This window comes from Tahibacter sp., from assembly GCF_032229445.1.
Taxonomy (GTDB): Bacteria; Pseudomonadota; Gammaproteobacteria; order Xanthomonadales; family Rhodanobacteraceae; genus Tahibacter.
Map to the genome: position 1 here is coordinate 21909 of NZ_JAVTWC010000079.1, position 19657 is coordinate 41565.

The 19657-nt window shown below is 65.6% G+C and carries 18 protein-coding genes; 3 read left to right on the forward strand and 15 right to left on the reverse strand.

Annotation, left to right across the window (positions count from 1 at the left end):
- Nucleotides 1–79: 79 nt before the first annotated feature.
- A complete protein-coding gene (locus tag RUU78_RS13920) occupies nucleotides 80–460 on the reverse strand; it encodes a hypothetical protein (protein WP_313917575.1) in 381 nt (126 codons plus the stop codon).
- A 77-nt stretch (nucleotides 461–537) separates the two neighbouring features.
- Here RUU78_RS13920 and RUU78_RS13925 point away from each other — a divergent pair, with 77 nt between their 5' ends.
- The gene (locus RUU78_RS13925; RefSeq protein WP_313917577.1) at nucleotides 538–756 is read left to right on the forward strand and encodes a hypothetical protein; all 219 of its coding nucleotides are present in this window, start codon (nucleotides 538–540) and stop codon (nucleotides 754–756) included.
- 103 nt (nucleotides 757–859) lie between these two features.
- Complete coding sequence (locus RUU78_RS13930) at nucleotides 860–1102, forward strand: hypothetical protein (RefSeq protein ID WP_313917579.1); 243 nt, start codon at nucleotides 860–862, stop codon at nucleotides 1100–1102.
- Between the two features lie 25 nt (nucleotides 1103–1127).
- On the opposite strand, the gene RUU78_RS13935 is transcribed toward RUU78_RS13930, so the two are convergent.
- Nucleotides 1128–2171 carry a hypothetical protein gene (locus RUU78_RS13935; protein WP_313917581.1) on the reverse strand — a complete coding sequence of 348 codons (1044 nt, stop codon included), beginning with the start codon at nucleotides 2169–2171 and terminating at the stop codon, nucleotides 1128–1130.
- Between RUU78_RS13935 and RUU78_RS13940 the strand changes: the two genes are divergently transcribed.
- The gene (locus RUU78_RS13940) at nucleotides 2148–2528 is read left to right on the forward strand and encodes a hypothetical protein (RefSeq protein WP_313917583.1); all 381 of its coding nucleotides are present in this window, start codon (nucleotides 2148–2150) and stop codon (nucleotides 2526–2528) included. The genes RUU78_RS13935 and RUU78_RS13940 overlap by 24 nt on opposite strands.
- 461 nt (nucleotides 2529–2989) lie before the next feature.
- On the opposite strand, the gene RUU78_RS13945 is transcribed toward RUU78_RS13940, so the two are convergent.
- From RUU78_RS13945 to RUU78_RS14005, 13 genes are all read right to left on the reverse strand, one after another.
- A complete protein-coding gene (locus RUU78_RS13945) occupies nucleotides 2990–3532 on the reverse strand; it encodes a hypothetical protein (RefSeq protein WP_313917585.1) in 543 nt (180 codons plus the stop codon).
- Nucleotides 3525–4202: a GNAT family N-acetyltransferase gene (locus RUU78_RS13950; RefSeq protein ID WP_313917587.1), complete on the reverse strand. Its 678-nt coding sequence runs from the start codon at nucleotides 4200–4202 to the stop codon at nucleotides 3525–3527. Before RUU78_RS13950 ends, RUU78_RS13945 begins: the two co-directional genes overlap by 8 nt.
- A 241-nt stretch (nucleotides 4203–4443) precedes the next feature.
- Nucleotides 4444–6603 (reverse strand): hypothetical protein, encoded by a 2160-nt coding sequence (locus RUU78_RS13955; RefSeq protein WP_313917589.1) that lies wholly within the window; start codon nucleotides 6601–6603, stop codon nucleotides 4444–4446.
- A gap of 203 nt (nucleotides 6604–6806) precedes the next feature.
- Complete coding sequence (locus RUU78_RS13960) at nucleotides 6807–7109, reverse strand: hypothetical protein (protein WP_313917590.1); 303 nt, start codon at nucleotides 7107–7109, stop codon at nucleotides 6807–6809.
- A gap of 283 nt (nucleotides 7110–7392) precedes the next feature.
- Nucleotides 7393–7860: a hypothetical protein gene (locus tag RUU78_RS13965; protein ID WP_313917592.1), complete on the reverse strand. Its 468-nt coding sequence runs from the start codon at nucleotides 7858–7860 to the stop codon at nucleotides 7393–7395.
- A gap of 102 nt (nucleotides 7861–7962) precedes the next feature.
- The gene (gene hydA / locus RUU78_RS13970; protein WP_313917594.1) at nucleotides 7963–9375 is read right to left on the reverse strand and encodes a dihydropyrimidinase; all 1413 of its coding nucleotides are present in this window, start codon (nucleotides 9373–9375) and stop codon (nucleotides 7963–7965) included.
- A 290-nt stretch (nucleotides 9376–9665) separates the two neighbouring features.
- Complete coding sequence (locus RUU78_RS13975; protein WP_313917596.1) at nucleotides 9666–11165, reverse strand: NCS1 family nucleobase:cation symporter-1; 1500 nt, start codon at nucleotides 11163–11165, stop codon at nucleotides 9666–9668.
- A gap of 20 nt (nucleotides 11166–11185) precedes the next feature.
- Nucleotides 11186–12274, reverse strand: coding sequence for a DUF3883 domain-containing protein (locus tag RUU78_RS13980; RefSeq protein ID WP_313917598.1), 1089 nt, complete (start codon nucleotides 12272–12274; stop codon nucleotides 11186–11188).
- On the reverse strand, nucleotides 12271–13548 hold the full coding sequence (gene preA / locus RUU78_RS13985) for an NAD-dependent dihydropyrimidine dehydrogenase subunit PreA (RefSeq protein WP_313917600.1): 1278 nt from the start codon (nucleotides 13546–13548) through the stop codon (nucleotides 12271–12273). Before preA ends, RUU78_RS13980 begins: the two co-directional genes overlap by 4 nt.
- Nucleotide 13549: 1 nt before the next feature.
- Nucleotides 13550–14917: an NAD(P)-dependent oxidoreductase gene (locus RUU78_RS13990; protein ID WP_313917602.1), complete on the reverse strand. Its 1368-nt coding sequence runs from the start codon at nucleotides 14915–14917 to the stop codon at nucleotides 13550–13552.
- 121 nt (nucleotides 14918–15038) lie between these two features.
- Complete coding sequence (locus tag RUU78_RS13995; protein WP_313917604.1) at nucleotides 15039–16301, reverse strand: Zn-dependent hydrolase; 1263 nt, start codon at nucleotides 16299–16301, stop codon at nucleotides 15039–15041.
- 293 nt (nucleotides 16302–16594) lie between these two features.
- Nucleotides 16595–18097, reverse strand: coding sequence for a CoA-acylating methylmalonate-semialdehyde dehydrogenase (locus RUU78_RS14000; protein WP_313917607.1), 1503 nt, complete (start codon nucleotides 18095–18097; stop codon nucleotides 16595–16597).
- Nucleotides 18098–18202: 105 nt separating this feature from the next.
- Entirely contained in the window at nucleotides 18203–19561 is a 1359-nt protein-coding gene (locus tag RUU78_RS14005) for an aspartate aminotransferase family protein (protein WP_313917609.1), read from the reverse strand.
- Between the last annotated feature and the right edge of the window lie 96 nt (nucleotides 19562–19657).

The following is a 19657-nucleotide window of genomic DNA, read 5'->3' on the forward strand; positions in this document are numbered from 1 at the left end:
CGCCGGCCACCACGCTGTCACTCCCGCAGAGGCAGCAGGTGCCGGTGCGATGCCGATACACGCCGGTTCATGCCACCGCTCAGTGCAGGCGGCGCTTGCCGCGCGGCAGCAGCCAGTCGCCCGGCACCGGCGGTGCCACCGCCACCTGAGATTCGGCGTCGTCCGGGCCGGCCTCGTTCAACGCGGCCACGTCCGACGGCAGTACCTCGTCATTCTCGTCAAGATCGACACCCAGCATCTCCGCCGCCTCGCGCCGGGCCCGCGCGTACGCCACGCGGCCAGCTTCGCCCAGCTCCTCCATGGCAGCCTTGAATTGTCTTTCGAGGTCCCTGCCGATGCGCAGCGCCTCATCCGGCGCCATGCCAGCCTTTCCGATCAGCGTCGCCGCGATGCCGTGGGCGTCGCCAGTCTCATCGTCGTCATCGCTGTCGTCGTCGACGTCATACTCAGGGGTCATCATCTGCGATCCCTCCGGACGAGTTGTGGTGCCCCCAGGGTAACGCCGGCCGGCGCGAACGTCGCCACTTTTTCTGTCGGATGCCCTGTGGACTTTGCGCCGGCGACCTGCAGCGCGTGCTGCAGCGCGAGCCGGTACAGGCGCTGGCCAGCTCACGCGGCCACGTCACACGCAATTACCCGCAGCGTCATTGGCCGTGGCTTGCGACCGCGGCGCTGTTCCTGCTCACCATCGCGGGCTTCGCGCTGCGCGTCATGGCCGATCGCGATCGCGATCGCGCCGAGGCCGCCGAGCGCTAGTCGCTGCACGAACGCGACAGCGCCGTGCAGGCGCAAGCGTCCTCGCGCCAGATCAGCGAGTTCCTCGTTTCGGTGTTCAACGGCAGCCATCCCGGTGCAGTCGGTGGCGAAATTCCGACCTCCACGCTGGTCGCGCAGGCGCTGGCGCGCATCGACGGCGAACTCGCCGGCCAGCCAGCGACGCAGGCCGAACTCCATACGCTGGCCGGCGTGCAGCTCGTGCTCGCGCGCCCCGACGACGCGCGCGAACTACGGCAAGGCCATTGCGATCCAGCGCACGCGGGACCAGCCATTGCTGCTCGCGCGCCAGCTCGTCCAGCGCGACGAGGACGACGACGGTCTGTAACTGGGAGGTCACAGCATCCCGACAGCTACGACATCCGCGCAATCCATCGCCGCAGCAGAACTTCGGTGTCCGGCTCTCCGGCCAATTCCTTCGAGCTGCGCGTGCCGGGGATGTCTTCGTTCGGGTCAAGGCCGAGGCGCTGTACGAGATCACCGGACCCACCGCCTGTCGCGCCATCCGGCGGATCGGCAAGCGCTTCCGCCCATTCATCGATTTCCTTCTGCATCTCCTCGACCGGAAGCCGCGCAACGATCTCTGCCGGCAAATCCAGTCCGTCGAGAATCGACGACGGGTCGAGCGGTTCGTCCGCCGGCTCGTCCTCTCGGCACTTATCCGCGTCGGAATCTACGTTCTGCTCGCCTTCTTCGTGCCAGTTCGCCGCAACGAATCGGGTCACCTGCGGCACCAAAGCAACGCTTTGCGGCCCCAGCGATTGCAACAGTTCAAGCAGCGAATCGGCGGACAGTTCACCGGCGTCGACATCGGTCTCATCGAGCCAGCACCCGATGCGTGCAACAGCGGGCACGGACTGCTCCTTCCAGGCGATGAGCGTGTGCAGCGCATTGGCATGCGGATATCCATCGTATCCTTCCCAGTCGCCGAGCCGATCGGCGACGGCGATCGCCAGTTCCGCGGTGGGCGTCCACGCTGCTACGGCCAGGCAAGCATTGCTGCGCGTCACCCAGTCCGTGTCCCGCAACAACGCGATCATCGCTACGTCGTGCGATTCCACATTTCCCATGCGCACCAGACCCCATGCCGATGCGGCACGCAATAGCGGGGCGTTCGATTGCGACAACGTCTCGGCACACTCAAGCAGCCCCCGCGTGGCCGGCGACGAGGCGCCCTGCGCAATTCGGATCAATGCAACGAACAAGGTATAGCGCTCCGAGGCATCCGCACTCCTGTCGAAACGCTCGCGCATCGCGGCAGCCAGCGGCTCGGGGACCTGCGGCAAATGGCCTGCAAGCTCGCAGATCACTTCGATCCGCTGATCGCCGACATTGGCACGCAAGGCATCGGCCAACTCGCACGCAAGCGACGGATGCGCAGCGATGATCGCCGCCAACGCACGCATCGGCTGGTCGGGCGCGAAACGCGCGCCGCGTTCAAACGCCATGTCACGCATGGCCGGGAAGGCAACGATAGCCGCCGCCGGCAGGTTGCCGAGTATCGTCCAGCAGCGGTCGGCGACCAGAGGTTCCGGATGAGCCAGCCCTCGCTGCAACTGCGGCACGAGAAATTCCAGGCGGGCGCTCTGGCCGAGCAGATATTCGCCTATGCCCATACCGAACAATCCGAACGCGTGAAAGCTCGGTCTTTCACGACAGAAAAACACCGGAACATGCGGCGAAGGCTGCCACGATGGCGTCGCATCGGCTCTGCTACCGAATCCTTTCATCCGAGAGGCAAACGCGATTGCTGACGCATCCATCCAGAACAAGGTGAGATCGCGCAGGAAATCCCTTTCCTCGGCCCCGAAGCGCGTTGTTGCCGCATCGATCAATGCGGCCATCTGCGGATTCTTCTCGCCGCCCGATGCGCAGAACAATGAAAACATCAGCGAGTCGGCCGCTTTCCGGTCCGCAATCTCAGGCGCGACTAGCGCGCGCAGCAGCGCGTGCATGGATTCCGCGGTGTAGCTGCTGGCCATGTGTGTCTCGGTATGCGTGTGATGTGCGCGACGTTGCCTGCGTTATGCAGCCATACGCAAGCGCTTGGCGGGCTTCCGGACGCCGGAGTGACCTGTCCTCTTGCCGATGCCGCCCGTTCTTGCAAGGCAAGAGGCTGAAGCCACATTGGCGCAGCGCCCATTCCCAGCATGGCAATCCGCGACGACTGAACGTCGAGGCGCGACAACCGGCGAAGAAGAGGGTGCTGGCATCGCTATTCCGGCACCAGTGGAACAGTCACACCCAGCGCCGCCAGAAACCCGTCGATGTCCTCCGGCGACACGACGAGATCGAAGTCACGCGCCGGCACGAACACCGCATCGCTGGCGGTGAGGATGGTGACGACGGTTTTCTGGCCGGGGCCGGAGTATCGGCGCACCACGAAGCCCGGTATACGGAACCCGCTACGCCGCAGAGGCTGTTCGAGATCCCACAGGGGCGTGCGGGTGAAGCGCTGCACGCGATCGAGCTGGATATCGCGGCGCGCGATCACGTGACGGATGGGACCGCCCTGTACGACGAGCGTCTCGTCGTCGAGTTCGATGCGCATCTTGCAGGCGATGACAACACCGCATGTATATAACATCGCAAATGCGGCAAAGCCGACCCAGACCGTGATGTGATAACCCGGTTCGATGCGCATGAACGGAAGCACACAGGCGAGCAGCGCGCCGACGATGAGCGCAAAGGGCACGACGCGCTCCAGCGCGCCGAAGCCGAAGACCTGCGGTTTTCTGGCGGCGGACGGTTCACTCATCGCGATGCAGCGCATACAGCACCACCGCAGCGCGATCGACATAGCCGAGCCGCTCGTAGACCTGCTTTGCTCGCGTATTGCCCGGGCTCACATGCAGGAACGGCAGCAGGCCCGCGGCGAACACGTCGCGCGTGACTTGCGCGACCAGGCGCTGGGCGTAGCCGCGGCCGGTGTGGTCGGGATGCGTGCAGACTGCGCTGATCTCGCGATGGCCCGGCAAGGCCATGCGTTCGCCGGCCATCGCGGCGAGGCGGTCGCCGATGTAGATGCCAAGATAGCGGCCCATGCGCAACGTGTCGCGACGGAAGTAGCCGGGGAATACGAGGGCGGTGAGTTCCAGCATGTCCGCGACGTGCCCAGCGCCGAGTTCGACCATCGCCGGACCGTCGGGCAGATCCGGCGCGCGCGCGCAGAGCATCTGGTCAATCACGCCGTGGTCGTCGAGGCGCCAGCCCGGCACGACCGGCGGAATCACGCCGACGAGGTAGTACGGCTCGCGATCACCGAGCAGGGTAGCCAGCGCGGCGCCGCACTGCGCATCGGCGGAAGCGACGCCGGCGAATGGCGCGATGTCGGGGTCGTAGCAAGCCGCATGCTGGCCGCCGTCGCCCAGGGCGGCATGCCGGCTGCGCAGCGAATGCCAGATCGGATTGTCGAGCGGCGTGTTCATGACGAGGATGTCTCGGCCCCCGCCACGCGAAGCATTTCCCACGGCCCATCAGCAGCGTCGGGGTCCCGGCGCACGCGCCGCCGTCGCTGCGCGAGATCGCGAATGCGCGCTTTCGCGGCGATTTCCCGTTGACGCTGTCTGCTCGTTCGTTTGCGCATGCGATGTCGTCCGTGGAAAACGCCGCGGCCGGCGCAACCGGCGCAGCGCGGGAAACGTAGTGTGCCGCGGTGCGGCGCGCCGGTCAGCGCGCGGCCGGCAGCAGCCGTGGCTGTTGCCCGAACCATTCTGCCGCCTTGAGCAGGTGGAATTTGCGCTCGTCGTCCTTCAATTCAAGCCCGAGTCCAAGCCGGGCCCAGCGCAGGAACAGAGCGCCCTGCGCGCGCTTGTCGGCGAGGCGCACGCGCGCCTTGAGGTCGAAGCGGTCGTTACTGACGGACAGATCCTCGAGCACGATGGCGCCGTCGCGCATCACGGCGCGCATCGACGCGTCCACGACGCCCGCATCGAGCAGACGCAGCACCCAGCGCGGATAGTCCTTGTTGCGCGTGAACAGCGCGAGCAGCAGGCTCACGTCGTGCAGGCGCGCGGACGCCGTCGCGTCGATACGCAGCGGTGATCCCCAGTGCAGACGTCCACGGTCGAAGCGGATGTCGGCCCACCAGTCGCCAGGCGAGGCGCGCTCCGGATCGCTGACCTTGACGTTGCGAACACCCAGCCGCGTGCCGTCGAGCACGAACTCCTCGTTCCCGAGGTCGGCGCGCGCGAGTTGAGCGGCGACGTCGACGTCGCCGCTGAATTCGAGGTCGCTCAACGCCAGCTGTGCCTGGCGCGCCTGCACCTGCAGGCGGCCCTTGCCGACCTTGCCCGCAGGGTCGAGCTGCAGGTCGCCGCTGAGCTGGCCGCGACCACCGAGGAATCGCAGCGTGTGGCCCGGCAGATAGCGGTTGAAGCCGCGCAGGTCGGGCACGTCGGCGCGCTCGAACACGAGCCGCGCGCGCAGCGAATCACGGAATTCGATGACGCGGCCGGTCGAGCGCAGTTCGAGGCGCAGGTTCTTGCCGCGTACCATGGCCTGCTGCGGCGAGGCCGATTCGCCGATCTGGAACTGCTGCACGACGATATCCACGCGCGGGCGCAACTCGCCGTCTTCGGTATCGACGCGACCGTCGGCGCGCGCGCGCCCGGTGAAGCGTTCGCCCTGCACGTCGGCGTGCCACGCCACGTCCGGAATCTTCAGCGTGCTGCCCGCGTCGATGCGGCCGTCCTTGAGCAGGATATTCGCGTCGATTTCGCCGGCGCCGTCGAGGTGCAGCCACGCCGCCTTGGCCAGCAGCGGGCCGAACCAGTCCAGCGAATCGAAGCGCCATTGGACCCCGACCGTGCCCGAGACGCGCGGCAACAGCGGCGGCGCCTTCTGGTGCGGGATCACCTCGCGGCCGGCGACGCGCAGATCGGCCGAGATGCGGCCCTTTCCGGACGGCGGTGGCGGCAGGTCGAGCTTGAGTTCGATCGTCTCGGCAACGCGGCCTTGCAGGTTCGCCTGCTGCGTCCAGCGCTTGCCGGCGCTGTCGGTGGCCTGCAGCGGTACGCCGAGCGTGAGCACGCCGCCGGGCATGAGTTCGCCGCGCTCGAGCGCAAGCCTCGCGTGCACCGTGCCGCCCTCGCCCTGCCCCACCGCACCGCGCCAGCGCGGTTCCTCGTCCATGTGCACCGCGAAGGCCGGCACCTGGCCATCGAGCTCCAGCGACAGCGTCGCCAGCGCGAGCCGGTGCCAGCCGGCCGCCTCGTCGCGCGTGTGCCGCGGCAGCGCAAAGCGAACCGCCAGCGTGGCATCGCGCAGCCAGTCGATGTCACCCTGGCGCAGCCGCACCGTCCGCAGCGTCGCCTGCGACGGGAAAATTTCCAGAGCGCCGCCACGCAGCTGCTTCCACATACCGAATTCGGCGCGACCGTCCGAGGTCAGGGTGTGGCTGCCCCAGCGTGCTTCGCGCAGGCTGTCGGTGGCGATGCGGTCGAAGCGCAATACCCAGCCGCCCGGCCGCGGTTCCGCCGGTTCGAGCTCGTGCGTGAGATCGAGCCCACCGGTCACCTGGTCGGCCCAGGTATGCGGCACCTGCAGTTCGCGCCGCAGCAACGGCCACAACGCGATGCGTCCGCTGAGCCGGTCGGCGCGCGCATGCCAGGCGATGCGACGCGCGTGCCCGCGGAATTTCGCCTGCCACAGCACGACATGCCCCGGATACAAGCTGAGGCCATGCTCCCACTGCATGCTGAAGCGGTCCGGCTTGCGGTTGATCAGGCCCGGCCCGAATCCCGCGTTGAGAAACACGTTCGCCGCAATGAGATACAGCACGAACAGCAGGGCCAGCAACCAGCCGATACGACGCAACGCTCTGGCCACGAGTCCACTCCGGCGATGGGCCGGTGCAGCATGCCTCAATTGACCGCACCGCCGTAAGCGCGGACGATGTACGCGGTGGCCGCCGTCGGCCGTGGCGCTTTAGCTCTCTCCCCCAAGTGCGTTCACGCGCTTGGGGGAGACGGAGAACCTGACGGCCGCGCTGATTGAATGGTGGCTTTCGGGGTCACGTCAGCTCGGAAAGCTCATATGCCGGACTCCGCCTTGCGCGCGACGCTCGCGGCGACCCGACGGCCTTCCTGCTGTGCCTTGTGGACCGCGAGCAAGGCTTCGTAGCGCTCCTGGCCAACCGCCTGCGTGAACTGATGCTTGACCTGCATGTAGGAGGCCTTGAACTCCGGATACGCCGCCGAGGCGCCGAACAGCATCGCGACCTGGCGCGTGCTCAGGTCGGACTGCGCTGCGAGCACGTCGAGATCGATGCGGGATTCCGCCATGGCCGTGGAACCGCACAGGGCCAGGGCAAGCGCGAACAGACGAGCTTTCATGATGACCTCCACTTCAGGCAAGCCGGACTGCGGGCCGACACCGCGCGATCCCGTGGATCGCTTGCCGTCACGTTCTGCGTGACTGCGGAATCATCTGACGCCTCTACGGAGGACTTGGCTGCGCGCAGCACCGATGACGTCAAGAACCGCACATTCGCGGCGTGTCATTGGGCAGGGATGCAAAACGACAACGCGATGTTGCCGATCTCGCCACGCAATTCCTGCAACGCGCGAGACGCTGCCGGACGTTGTTCGATCGGTCTGGCCTTGCGTGAGAAGCCGCTCAAAGCACGATCCGGCCTACAGCCTCCGCGTATATCCAGCGACCTTCTTTTTTCTCGAATCGCACGGCCTCGCCTCCACCCTCAGGCCACCCACACGACACCAGATACGTCAAGAACGCTTCTCGATCGGATGTGATCCTGAAGTCGAACATCGTCAACCAGCAAGCCCTTACCGCGGGAAATCCTTTTCGTGTGCAGACCTGCCTGTCGCCTTTCTCCACGCAGACGCACTCGGCCGGACCGCCCAGGTTGCGCCCGTGGTCGGCGGCATAGCGCGAAAGCGTGTTCGGCAGCAGCGGAGCGTTTTCTACGGACACGCAGACAAAGTGCGTGTCCTCGATTTCGGACAATGCTTTTTCCAGCAAGATGGCCACCGCTTCTGTCCGAAATTCGCTGTCGTCAACAGGTGCCGCGGCTGGCGCAGCAATGGCTGCGGACAGCACTGCGAATGCAACGGCGACTCTCATCAGGTTTCCCTCTGCGCGACGCCGGCGCCGCCGAAATGGGCGGCTCCGCACTGTTGCGGGATTTGCCGTACAGGTCAGCAGACATTGTGCCGTGCGACGAGTTCAGCCACGCCGCTTCGCATTGGCCTCGAAATAGCTCGGGAATGTCGGCCGCGGCAGATAGCGGCCGGCGCCGCGTTCGGCGCGCAGGTCGCCATCGGTCCAGACCAGCTTGCCCCCGGCGACGGTATGGCGCGCGAGTCCCTGCACCGTGCGTCCCTCGAAGATGTTGAAGTCGACGTTCTGGTGGTGCGTGCTCGCCGAGATCGTGCGCGTCGCGGCCGGATCCCAGACCACGAGGTCGGCATCGGCGCCGACGTCGACCGCGCCCTTGCGCGGATACAGGTTGAAGATGCGCGCGGCATTGGTCGAGGTCACCGCGACAAACTCGCTGGGCGTCAGACGGCCCGTGTTGACGCCGTAGTGCCACAGCACGCCCATGCGGTCCTCGACGCCGCCGCAACCGTTCGGGATGCGTGTGAAGTCGTCCTTGCCCGCGGCCTTCTGCGGCGCGCAGAAGGTGCAGTGATCGGTCGCGGTCGTGTGCAGGTGACCGGCCTGCAGCGCCTGCCACAATGCTTCCTGGTGGTGCTTCGGACGGAACGGCGGACTCATGACGTGCGCCGCGGCGCGTGTGAAATCCGCATCGAGATAGACCGAATCGTCGAGCAGCAGATGCCCGCCGAGCACTTCGCCGAACACGCGCTGGCCTTCGCCGCGCGCGCGTGCGATTTCCTGCACGGCTTCGCGCGCCGACACATGCACGATGTACAGCGGCACGCCGATGACTTCGGCGATGCGGATCGCGCGGTTGGCCGCTTCGCCTTCGACGGCGCTCGGCCGCGACAGCGGATGCGAAGACGGTCCGGTCTTGCCCTCGGCCAGCAACTGCTTCTGCAACTGGTAGACGAGCTCGCCGTTCTCCGCGTGCACGGTCGGCAGCGCGCCGAGTTCCAGCGCACGGCGGAAGCTGTTCACGAGGATCTCGTCGTCGGCCATGATGGCGCCCTTGTACGCCATGAAATGCTTGAAGCTGGCCACGCCGTGTTCGTTGGCGAGCACGCCCATCTCGCGATGCACCGACTCGTCCCACCAGGTGACGGCGACATGGAAGGCATAGTCCGACGCGGCCTTTTCCGCCCAGCCGCGCCAGGCGTGAAAGGCCTCGAGCAGCGACTGCTGCGGGTTGGGAATGACGAAGTCGATGATGCTCGTAGTGCCGCCGGCGAGACCCGCCGCGGTGCCCGAATAGAAGTCGTCGCTCGCGACCGTGCCCATGAACGGCAGCTCCATGTGCGTATGCGGATCGATACCACCGGGCATGACGAGCTGTCCGCCGGCGTCGACAATCACGGCGCCGGCTGGGGCTTCCAGGTCAGTACCGATCTGCGCGATGCGTCCGTCGATGCAGAGCACATCGGCACGGTAGCTGTGGGTGGAATCGACGACGGTGCCGCCACGGATCAACAGGGTCATGGGATGTCTCCGGACTGGATGCGGCATGGTTGCTGCCGACGAATGACTAGGACGACGTGGCGCGGCGATCTGGCGGCGAAGCAAACACCATCCCCACCCAACCCTCCCCTCGAAGGGGAGGGCTTGTTCAGGCCGTACGCACGCGGCCTGGAACGGCGGTAAATACCGTCCCCTTCAAGGGGGGTGGAAGCGGTGGCGGAGAACCGCAGGATTCTTACCGTCTCAAGGGCCGGACGGGCCGGAGGGCTTGGATGGGGATGGTGTTCGCCGTGCACGTCATGCCGCCCTGTTCAATGCGGCTGAACCAGCGACTCACGCGAAACCACGCCACGCATCAGCACCGCATAGACAATCGCCGAAATGCCAAGCCCTGCGAACCACGCGTAGGTGTAAAGCACCTTGAACACCTCCGGCACGCCCGCGAAGGACTGCGGAAACGCCGCATGCAGGAAGCCGGGCAGGTTCGGCAGCACGCCGGCCAGCAGCGCGATGATCGCGGCCGGGTTCCAGCCGTTGCGGTAGGCGTAGATGCCGCGTTCCTCGAACAGCTGCTTCACGTCGAGTTTCGTATCCCTCAACACGTAGTAGTCCACGAGCATGATGCCGGCCACCGGGCCAAGCAGCGCGGAATAGCCGACGAGCCAGGTGAAAATATAGCCTTGTGTGCTTTCGAGAATCTTCCACGGCATCGCGAGCAGCGCGATGCCCGCGGTCATCAGGCCACCGGTGCGATAGGAGATGCGCTTGGGATTCAGGCTCGCGAAATCGTAGGCCGGGCCGACGAGGTTCGCCGCGAGGTTGCAGCACATGGTGTCGAGCGTCAGCACCAGCAGCGCGATGCCTACGCCGATGCCGGTAAAGCGGCTGGACAGGTCCACCGGGTCCCAGATCGCCTTGCCGTAGATCACGACCGTCGCCGAGGTCACGATGACCGACATCAGCGCGAGCAGGCCCATTGGAATCGGCAGGCCGATGGTCTGGCCGATGAGCTGGTCGCGCTGCGAGCGCGCGAAACGGGTGAAGTCGGGGATATTCAGCGCGAGCGTCGCCCAGAACCCGACCATCGCCGTCAGCGAGGGCCAGAACACCACCCAGAACAGACCGGCCTTCTCACCGCCTTCGACGAATTTCGACGGCATCGACATCATGCTGCCGAAGCCGCCGGCGTGGCTCAGCGCCCAGCCGACGAGGAACAGGCACATGACGATCTTGATCGGCGCGGACACGGTTTCCAGCCAGCGGATAGAGTCCGTGCCGTGCACGACGAAGTAGAGCTGCAGCGCCCAGAACGCGAGGAAGCAGATCAGCTGGCCGGCATTGATGCCGAGCAGCGGCAGCGCATCGGACTGCAATGCGTTGCCGGTGATGATGTTGAGCAGCGTGTACATGGCCAGGCCGCCGAACCAGGTCTGGATGCCGTACCAGCCGCAGGCGACGACGGCACGCAGCAGCGCCGGCAGCTTGGCACCCTGCGTGCCGAAGGACGAGCGCACCAGCACCGCATACGGGATGCCGTATTTGGTACCGGCGTGACCGATCAGCAGCATCGGCACGAGCACGATGGCATTGCCGAGCAGCACCGTCGTCACCGCCTGCCACGGCGACATGCCCTGGTCGATCAGCCCCGCCGCGAGCGTATACGACGGGATGCACATGACCATGCCGACCCAGAGCGCGGCGAAGTGATACCAGGTCCAGGTGCGCTGGGCCGCGGTGGTCGGCGCCAGGTCGGCGTTGTACAGCGAACCCGTAGCAAGAACCTCCACGCCATGGGTGAACTTATCGGTCATTTCCAAATATCCTAATCATTTTAGGTCTTCGGGATCGCCTCAAACTTGATTGGCTCCAAGGCGTAATACCTGAGTAGCTGCTCAGATGTCATCTCGCTAGAAGACTCCGGAACCCCGCTGCCGAAGTTCACAATCACGAACACAGAATTTGGATGGTTTTTGACCGAAAAATCGACTTGCGCGCTTGATATGAATATACGCCCCGTTTCAGACGACCGCATTGACTTCACTTCTATGAAATGGTCGCAGTAGCCAGTACCCGACCTATCCTTTCTCTTGGTCTTGATATCGAACGGTGCCGTTGGGGTGGCTTGAGAAGTCCATTCTACCGATGAAGCACTGAGACCGATTGTTTTTACGTACTCGACTTCTTTCTCAAATACATATTTTTCCCCCAAGTAGCCAATTTCGTGATCAGCAGACTGGGGCGATCCGTGATTTCTTTTCGACATCCCCGAAGCTGCAGAACCAAAATATGCTCCCCGTATCTTTTCGAGAACAGCGCGCTCGCGCTCGCGCGCATAAACTTCTGTTGGTGAACTAGCGGGTCCGCATTCGTTTAATCCACGAAGCGCCGCATTCAGAATTGATTGAGCATGTAAAGGCTTAAGGTTTCTCAGGCCATAGCCCCATTTTGAGTACGCTGGCGTAAATTCCCCATCGCCCGCAGCATATGGCAGACGAGCAGAGAACAGCGTAGTCAAGGCTGGGTCCGCTTCGAAGTGATACCAGAATGGATCTACACCCCGAGCGTTCTCATAACTGGGACGAGGCAAACCATCTCGCCCCAAGAAGCGGCAACCTGCATGCACCCCAACGACTTCCGAGGATCGCTCTCGGTCGCCCTTATATGTAAATGAGAAGACAACAAGATCCTCCTCAGACTTCTTGGGCATGCATGTTGGCGGTAGATACGCCCTAACTTTTTCGTAGTCCGTCGGTATTCGAAAATTCAGGCACTCATGAAAACCTTGACCACCTATGCCGCTTTCGTAGAGGCTGAGATATTCGTCGTTCTCTTGCTTAGTGGCGGCCCGTGAGTATTTGGCGAAATAGGGCAAATCTCCACGATGATCGTAGTGAATCTTAATCGCTATGAAAGTAGTCATACGATTTCAGTCTTTCCGACCCGGCCCGGGTTGTTCTCGTGCGTGGTCCAGTTGGCATAGCCGCCCTCGTCGACGCGCACCATGCTGATGCAGTTGTCGACCGGACACACGTGCATGCACAGGTTGCAGCCGACGCATTCCTCGTTGATGACCTCGAAGTGCCGCTTGCCGTCCTTTTCCTTCGCGATGGCCTGGTGCGCAGTGTCTTCGCAGGCGATGTGGCAAAGGCCGCACTTGATGCATTTGTCCTGGTCGATCAGCGCCTTGATGTCGTACTTGAGGTTGAGGAACTTCCAGTCGGTGACGTTGGGCACGGCGCGGCCGCGGAAGTCCTCGAGCGTGCGGTAACCCTTCTCGTCCATCCAGTTCGACAGTCCCGCGATCATGTCGTCGACGATGCGGAAGCCGTAGTGCATGGCCGCAGTGCAGACCTGCACGTTGCCGGCGCCCAGGGCCATGAATTCGGCTGCGTCGCGCCAGGTCCCTATTCCGCCTATCGCGGAGATCGGCAGGGTCCGCGTTTCGCTGTCGCGCGCGATCTCGGCAACCATGTTCAGCGCGATCGGCTTGACCGCCGGCCCGCAGTAGCCGCCGTGCGTGCCCTTGCCGTCGACGGTCGGCGTCGGCGCCATGATGTCGAGATCGACCGAGACGATGGAGTTGATCGTATTGATCAGCGACACCGCGTCGGCGCCGCCGCGGAATGCGGCGCGCGCCGAGTGGCGTATGTCGGTGATGTTCGGCGTGAGCTTCACGATGCAGGGCAGGCGCGAGTGTTGTTTCACCCAGCGCGCGACCTGTTCGACGTATTCGGGCACCTGGCCGACGGCCGAACCCATACCGCGCTCGGACATGCCGTGCGGGCAACCGAAGTTGAGTTCGACCGCATCGCAGCCGGTGTCTTCCACCAGGGGAAGAATGTACTTCCACGACTCCTCATCACAGGGAACCATCAGCGAGACGATCATGGCGCGATCGGGCCAGTCGCGCTTGACCTGGCGGATCTCGTCGAGATTGACCTGCAGCGGACGATCAGTGATCAGTTCGATGTTGTTGAGGCCGGCGATACGCTGGCCGTTCAACTGCACGGCGCCGTAGCGCGAACTCACGTTGACGACATGCGGGTCGAGGCCGAGCGTCTTCCAGACCACGCCGCCCCAGCCGGCTTCGAACGCGCGATTGACGTTGTAGGCCTTGTCGGTCGGCGGCGCGGAGGCGAGCCAGAACGGATTCGGCGACCGCACGCCGACGAAGTTATTGCGCAGGTCCGCCATCTCAGTTCTCCGCGTTTGCGTGGGTGCCCAGGCGCGCATGGATCGCGCGCGCGGCGCGCTTGCCGTCTTCGACCGCCTGTACCGTGAGGTCCACCTTGCTGCCGACGCAGTCGCCGCCGGCCCAGACGCCACGCACCGAGGTCTCGAATTCGGCGTTGACGACGATGCGGCCGTTGCTGACTTCGATGACCGCGCTACCGTCGCCGTTCGCGCGCGGCGCGAGTAGCACCTGGCCGATGGCCTTGAGCACGCTGTCGGCGGGCAGGCTCAGGAATTCGCCGGTGCCGAGCAGGCGGCCGGACTCGTCGAGCTGGGTGTATTCGAATTCGATCGCGGCCACGGCGCCGTCGCCGAGGATGCGACGCGGCTGCGCCCATTCGATCACGTTGACGCCCTGGGTCTTGGCGAACTCTTGCTCCGCCCAGGTCGCGCTCATGCTGCTGCTGCCGCGGCGATAGACCAGGGTCACCGATTCGGCGCCGAGCTTGCGGCTTTGCACCGCCGCGTCGATCGCGGTATTGCCGCCGCCGATCACGACGACGCGGCGGCCGACCGGCAGCTGCGTCAGGTCGTCGCATTGGCGCAGGTCGGCAATGAAGTCGACCGCATTGCGCACGCCAGCCAGCTGTTCGCCCTCGATGCCGAGCGCGTTGACGCCGGACAGGCCCAGGCCGAGGAATACTGCATCGTAGTCGCGGCGCAGTTCGGACAAGTGCAGGTTTTCGCCAAGCGCCTGGTTGCCTTCCCAGGTGATGCCGCCGATGCCGAGCAGCCATTCGATCTCGCGCGCGGCGAAATCGAGCACCTTGTATTCGGCGATGCCGTATTCGTTGAGCCCACCCGGCTTGGGCTTGGCGTCGAAGATCGTGACGTCGTGGCCGGCGCGTGCGAGCGCATGCGCGCAGGACAGGCCGGCCGGCCCGGCGCCGACGACCGCAACGCGTTTGCCGCTGGCGGCTGCGCGGTCGAACAGAACGGTGTTGCTGTCGAATACCCAGTCTGTCGCATAGCGCTGCAGCGCGCCGATCTGCACCGGCTGCGATTCCGCCGTGTTGCGCACGCAACTGCCCTCGCAGAGGATTTCGGTCGGGCAGACCCGCGCGCACATGCCGCCGAGCACATTGGCCCCGAGTATGTCCTGCGCCGCGCCGCGCAGATTGTCGGTCGTGATGCGGCGGATGAAGCTCGGGATGTCGATGCCGGTCGGACAGGCCTCGATGCACGGCGCGTCGTAGCAGTAGTAGCAGCGCTGCGCCGCGATCAGCGCGGCCTGGCGATCGAGCGGCGGCGAGACGTCATCGAAATTCTGTGCCAGCGTGGCGGCCGGCAGACGCGCGGCGGCGATGTCGGCGGTGTCTTTGCGGGGCATTCGGGCTCCTGGGTTTGATGCGGTTGCCTGGGAGTGCTGGGGCTCTCTCGGGTCTTGGGCGAGAGCGTGTTCTTGAGCCCTCTCCCCCGCGCTTGCGCGGGGGAGAGGGAGTTTGCAGCGATCAACTCTGCGCGCGCTCCAGCATCGCATGCAGCAGCACGTTCGCGCCGGCTTCGATCCACTCGGGCGTCGCGTCCTCGATCTCGTTGTGGCTGATGCCGCCGATGCAGGGCACGAACACCATGCTGGTCGGCGCAACCTTGGCGAGATAGCACGCGTCGTGGCCCGCGCCCGAGACGATGTCGCGGTGCGAGTAGCCGAACTTCTGCGCACCGGCGCGTACCGAGGCGACGCAGTCGGCGTCGAACGCGACTGGCGCGTAGTAGAAGATCTGCTCGAGCGTCGTCACCTCGACGGCCGCCTCGCTCGCTGCCGCGGCGATACCGGCGCGCAGGTCGGCATCCATCTGCGACAGCACCGCGTCTTCCGGATGACGGATGTCGACCGTGAAGAACACGCGGCCCGGAATCACGTTGCGCGAATTCGGATGCACCTGCAGCATGCCGACGGTCGCGCAGGCGTAAGGCGCGTACTTGTGGCCGATCGCGTTGACGAGCTGGATGACTTTCGCCGCGCCGAGCAGTGCATCGCGGCGGCGCGGCATTGGCGTCGGGCCGGCATGCGATTCCTGGCCGGTGAACACGACTTCGTACCAGCGCTGGCCCTGCGCCGCATGCACGACGCCGATGGTCGTGCCTTCGGCTTCGAGAATAGGCCCCTGCTCGATATGCAGCTCGAACGCCGCGTGGATGGGCCGGCCGCCGACGGGCTGGTCGCCGGCATAGCCGATGCGCGCGAGTTCCTCGCCCATGGTCTTGCCATCCACGTCAGCACGCGACAGGCCGTAGTCGAGCGAGAACACACCGGCGAACACACCCGAGGAGACCATCGCCGGCGCGAAGCGCGAGCCTTCCTCGTTGGTCCAGATCACGACTTCGATCGCGCGCCGCGTCGTGATGCCGTGGTCGTTGAGACTGCGGATCACTTCGAGCCCGCCGAGCACGCCGTAGATGCCGTCGAACTTGCCGCCGGTGGGCTGCGAGTCCGCATGCGAGCCGGTGATGACCGGCGCGAGGCTGTCGTCGCTGCCGGCGCGGCGCGCGAACACATTGCCCATCCTGTCGACACTGATCGTGCAACCGGCCTCCCTGGCCCAGCGCACGAACAGGTCACGGCCCTGCTTGTCGAGATCGGTCAGCGCGAGGCGGCAGACGCCGCCCTTCGGCGTCGCGCCGATCCGCGCCATTTCCATGAGGCTGTCCCAGAGGCGCTGACCGTTGACCTGCGGCCCGGCCGTCGAATCGTCTTTCAGCACAGCACTCATGAGTACACTCTCCGCGCAAGAATGAAGTAGGACGCGACACGAGACGAATCGAAACGCGATGTGCTTTCAGCCCTCTCCTGCGTCCTTGCGAAATTTCCCGTTACGCCGACATCTGCTGTTGATCTTGGAGCCCCCTTGAGTCAAGGGGGTGAAGAGTGATCGCTCAGAACGTAGGTTCTGATCGCTCTGAACGCCCGACGGGCCGGACCGGCCAAACGCAACGCGTTTGGCCAGGGTTGTGGAGATCTGGTGCCGGGCACAAGAGCGACCATGCAAACGCCGCCCAGATCTTCCTAAGTATGCGGCATCACAAACTGCGCGCCCGCTCGGATGCTGGTCGGCCAGCGCGTGGTCACGGTCTTGAGGCGCGTGTAGAAGCGCACGCCTTCGGGGCCGTAGACGTGATGGTCGCCGAACAGCGAGGCTTTCCAGCCGCCGAAGCTGTGGAAGGCCATCGGCACGGGAATCGGCACGTTGATGCCGACCATGCCGATCTGCACGCGCTGGGTGAAGTCGCGCGCGGCGTCGCCGTCGCGCGTGAACAGCGCGACGCCGTTGCCGTATTCGTGCGCGTTGACCAGCGCGACGGCTTCCTCATACGTGCTCACGCGCATCAGCGACAGCACCGGTCCGAAGATTTCCTCGCGGTAGATGCGCATGCCGGGTTGGACGTGGTCGAACAGGCACCCGCCGAGGAAGAAGCCCTCTTCGCACCCGGCTACGCGATGGCCGCGCCCGTCGACGACGAGCTGCGCGCCTTCGTCGACGCCGATGTCGACGTAATCCTTGACCTTGTCGCGATGCGCGCGCGTGATCAGCGGGCCCATGTCCATGGCCGCGTCATCCCCGCGGCCGATCTTCAGCGCGGCCACGCGCGGCGCGAGTTTCGCGATCAGCTTGTCGGCCGTCTCGTCGCCGACCGCCACGGCGACCGAGATCGCCATGCAGCGCTCGCCGGCCGAGCCGTAGCCGGCACCGAGCAGCGCGTCGGCGGCCTGGTCGAGATCCGCATCGGGCAGCACGACCATGTGGTTCTTCGCGCCGCCGAGCGCCTGCACGCGCTTGCCCGCAGCACAGCCGGTCGCATAGATGTAGCGCGCGATCGCGGTGGAGCCGACGAAGCTCACGGCGGCGATGTCCGGATGCGCGAGGATCGCATCGACGGCGACCTTGTCGCCCTGCACGACGTTGAACACGCCGGACGGCAGGCCCGCCTCGGTCAGCCAGTCGGCCAGCAGCAGCGACGGCGACGGATCGCGTTCCGACGGCTTGAGCACGAAGCAGTTGCCGCAGGCGATCGCGATCGGAAACATCCACAGCGGCACCATGGCCGGGAAGTTGAACGGTGTGATGCCGGCCACCACGCCGAGCGGCTGGCGCAGGCTGTGCGAATCCACCGCCGAGCCGACGTTCTCGGTCATCTCGCCCTTGAGCAGCTGCGGAATGCCGCAGGCGAACTCGACGACCTCGATGCCGCGCTGCACTTCGCCGAGTGCGTCGCTGTGGGTCTTGCCATGTTCGGCGGTGATTGCCGCGGCGAGTTCGTCGGCGCGCTGCTCGATGATCTCGCGCAGCTTGAACAGTACGCGCGCGCGCTTGAGCGGTGGCGTCTGCGACCAGGCCGGGAACGCGGCACGCGCGGCCTGCACGGCCGCATCGACGTCGGTCGGCGTGGCCAGCGCGAGGCGCCCGGTCTGCTCGCCCGTGGCCGGGTTGTAGACCGGCGTCGTGCGCGCCTCGTCAGTGCTGTGACGTTCGCCGGCAATGAAGTGCGGAATGATGGCGGGGGCTAGCATGGTTTTCTCCTGGGCATCGGCCGCGCTGTGCGAGACCGGTGCGATGGCTTCGCGCGGAAGCCGGTTCAATGACAGGGGCGCAGCGAAAAACCGCCGCGCTGCCCATCACGCCACGGCGCGGATGCAGGCACGTACGCCTTCGATCATCTGCTCCAGTTCCGTATCGGTCGTGATGACCGGCGGCGCCATCGCGACCGTGTCGCCGGTGAAGCGCAACAGAAGGCCGCGCTTCAAGCCTTCCTCGAACAGGCGCAGGCCGCGCAGTCCCGGCTGGCCCGGCAGCGAGGACAATTCCACCGCCGCGGACGCGCCGCAGTTGCGGATGTCGATCACGTTGGGCTCGCCCTTGAGCGTATGCACGGCGTCCTCGATCTTGCGCGCGAGTTCGGCGAAACGCTGCGGCACGCCGTCGTCGTGGAGGATGTCGAGGGTCGCGTGCGCCGCGGCCACGGCCAGCGCATGCGCGGAATAGGTATATCCGTGGAACAGTTCCACCGTGTAGTCGGGGCCTTGCATGAAGGTATCGTAGATCGCGTCGGTCGCGATCACACCGCCCATCGGCACGGTGCCGTTGTTGACGCACTTGGCGAAGGTGATCAGGTCCGGCGTCGCGCCGAAGACCTGCGCGCCGAACCAGTCGCCCATGCGGCCGAAGCCGCAGATCACCTCATCGAAGATCAGCAGGATGCCGTGCTTGCTGCAGATCTCGCGCAGGCGCGCGAGGTATCCCTGCGGCGGCACGACCACGCCGACCGAACCCTGCATGGGTTCGACGATGACCGCGGCGATGGTCGAGGCATCGTGCAGCGCGACCAGGCGCTCCAGATCGTCGGCCAGGTGCGCGCCCCAGGTCGGCTGGCCGCGCGAGAACGCCATTTCCTTGAGGTTGTGGGTATGCGGCAGGTGGTCGACGCCGGGCAGCATCAGCGGCGCGAACATCTTGCGGTTGGCGAGCATGCCGCCGGCCGAGATGCCGGCAATGCCGACGCCGTGATAACCCTTCTCGCGGCCGATGATGCGGGTACGCGAGGCGTCGCCGCGCAGGCGGTGGTAGGCGATCGCGATCTTGACCGCGGTATCGACCGCCTCGGAGCCGGAGTTGGTGAAGAACACGCGATTCAGATCACCCGGCGCGACCGCGGCGATGCGCTCGGCCAGGCGGAAGGTGTCGGGACTCGCGACCTGGAACGCGGGAATGTAGTCGGCCTTGTCCAGCTGCGCCTTGACCGCCTCGACGATGCGCGGATCGCGATGGCCCAGCGACGAACACCACAGGCCGGACAGGCAGTCGAACAGGCGCTGGCCTTCGACGGTCGTGTAGTACGCCCCTTCGGCGCCGACCAGCAGGCGGTCGAGCGGACGGTGGGCTTTGAAATAGCGGTTGTGCGTGAATGGCATCCAGTACGGGTCGAGGTTGAGATCCGTAGCGGACGGCGGCGCCGGGGCGGTCGCGGCAAGATTCATGGTGGGCTCGGTCCTGGGGTTTCGTGCGGGCAAGACCGGATGGTGCCGCAATGGCGCCGGTTCCGCTTGCGCGCGCCTGGGTTAGCGCGAGTGCAA

Coding starts and splice junctions, on each gene's coding strand:
- RUU78_RS13990 (WP_313917602.1), bottom strand. CDS start 14,917: ATGCCCCGCAAAGACACCGCCGACATCGCCGCCGCGCGTCTGCCGGCC.
- RUU78_RS13975 (WP_313917596.1), bottom strand. CDS start 11,165: ATGACCGATAAGTTCACCCATGGCGTGGAGGTTCTTGCTACGGGTTCG.
- RUU78_RS14000 (WP_313917607.1), bottom strand. CDS start 18,097: ATGCTAGCCCCCGCCATCATTCCGCACTTCATTGCCGGCGAACGTCAC.
- RUU78_RS13995 (WP_313917604.1), bottom strand. CDS start 16,301: ATGAGTGCTGTGCTGAAAGACGATTCGACGGCCGGGCCGCAGGTCAAC.
- RUU78_RS13980 (WP_313917598.1), bottom strand. CDS start 12,274: ATGACTACTTTCATAGCGATTAAGATTCACTACGATCATCGTGGAGAT.
- hydA (WP_313917594.1), bottom strand. CDS start 9,375: ATGACCCTGTTGATCCGTGGCGGCACCGTCGTCGATTCCACCCACAGC.
- RUU78_RS13920 (WP_313917575.1), bottom strand. CDS start 460: ATGATGACCCCTGAGTATGACGTCGACGACGACAGCGATGACGACGAT.
- RUU78_RS14005 (WP_313917609.1), bottom strand. CDS start 19,561: ATGAATCTTGCCGCGACCGCCCCGGCGCCGCCGTCCGCTACGGATCTC.
- RUU78_RS13940 (WP_313917583.1), top strand. CDS start 2,148: ATGCGCAGCGATGATCGCCGCCAACGCACGCATCGGCTGGTCGGGCGC.
- RUU78_RS13950 (WP_313917587.1), bottom strand. CDS start 4,202: ATGAACACGCCGCTCGACAATCCGATCTGGCATTCGCTGCGCAGCCGG.
- RUU78_RS13945 (WP_313917585.1), bottom strand. CDS start 3,532: ATGAGTGAACCGTCCGCCGCCAGAAAACCGCAGGTCTTCGGCTTCGGC.
- preA (WP_313917600.1), bottom strand. CDS start 13,548: ATGGCGGACCTGCGCAATAACTTCGTCGGCGTGCGGTCGCCGAATCCG.
- RUU78_RS13960 (WP_313917590.1), bottom strand. CDS start 7,109: ATGAAAGCTCGTCTGTTCGCGCTTGCCCTGGCCCTGTGCGGTTCCACG.
- RUU78_RS13925 (WP_313917577.1), top strand. CDS start 538: ATGCCCTGTGGACTTTGCGCCGGCGACCTGCAGCGCGTGCTGCAGCGC.
- RUU78_RS13965 (WP_313917592.1), bottom strand. CDS start 7,860: ATGAGAGTCGCCGTTGCATTCGCAGTGCTGTCCGCAGCCATTGCTGCG.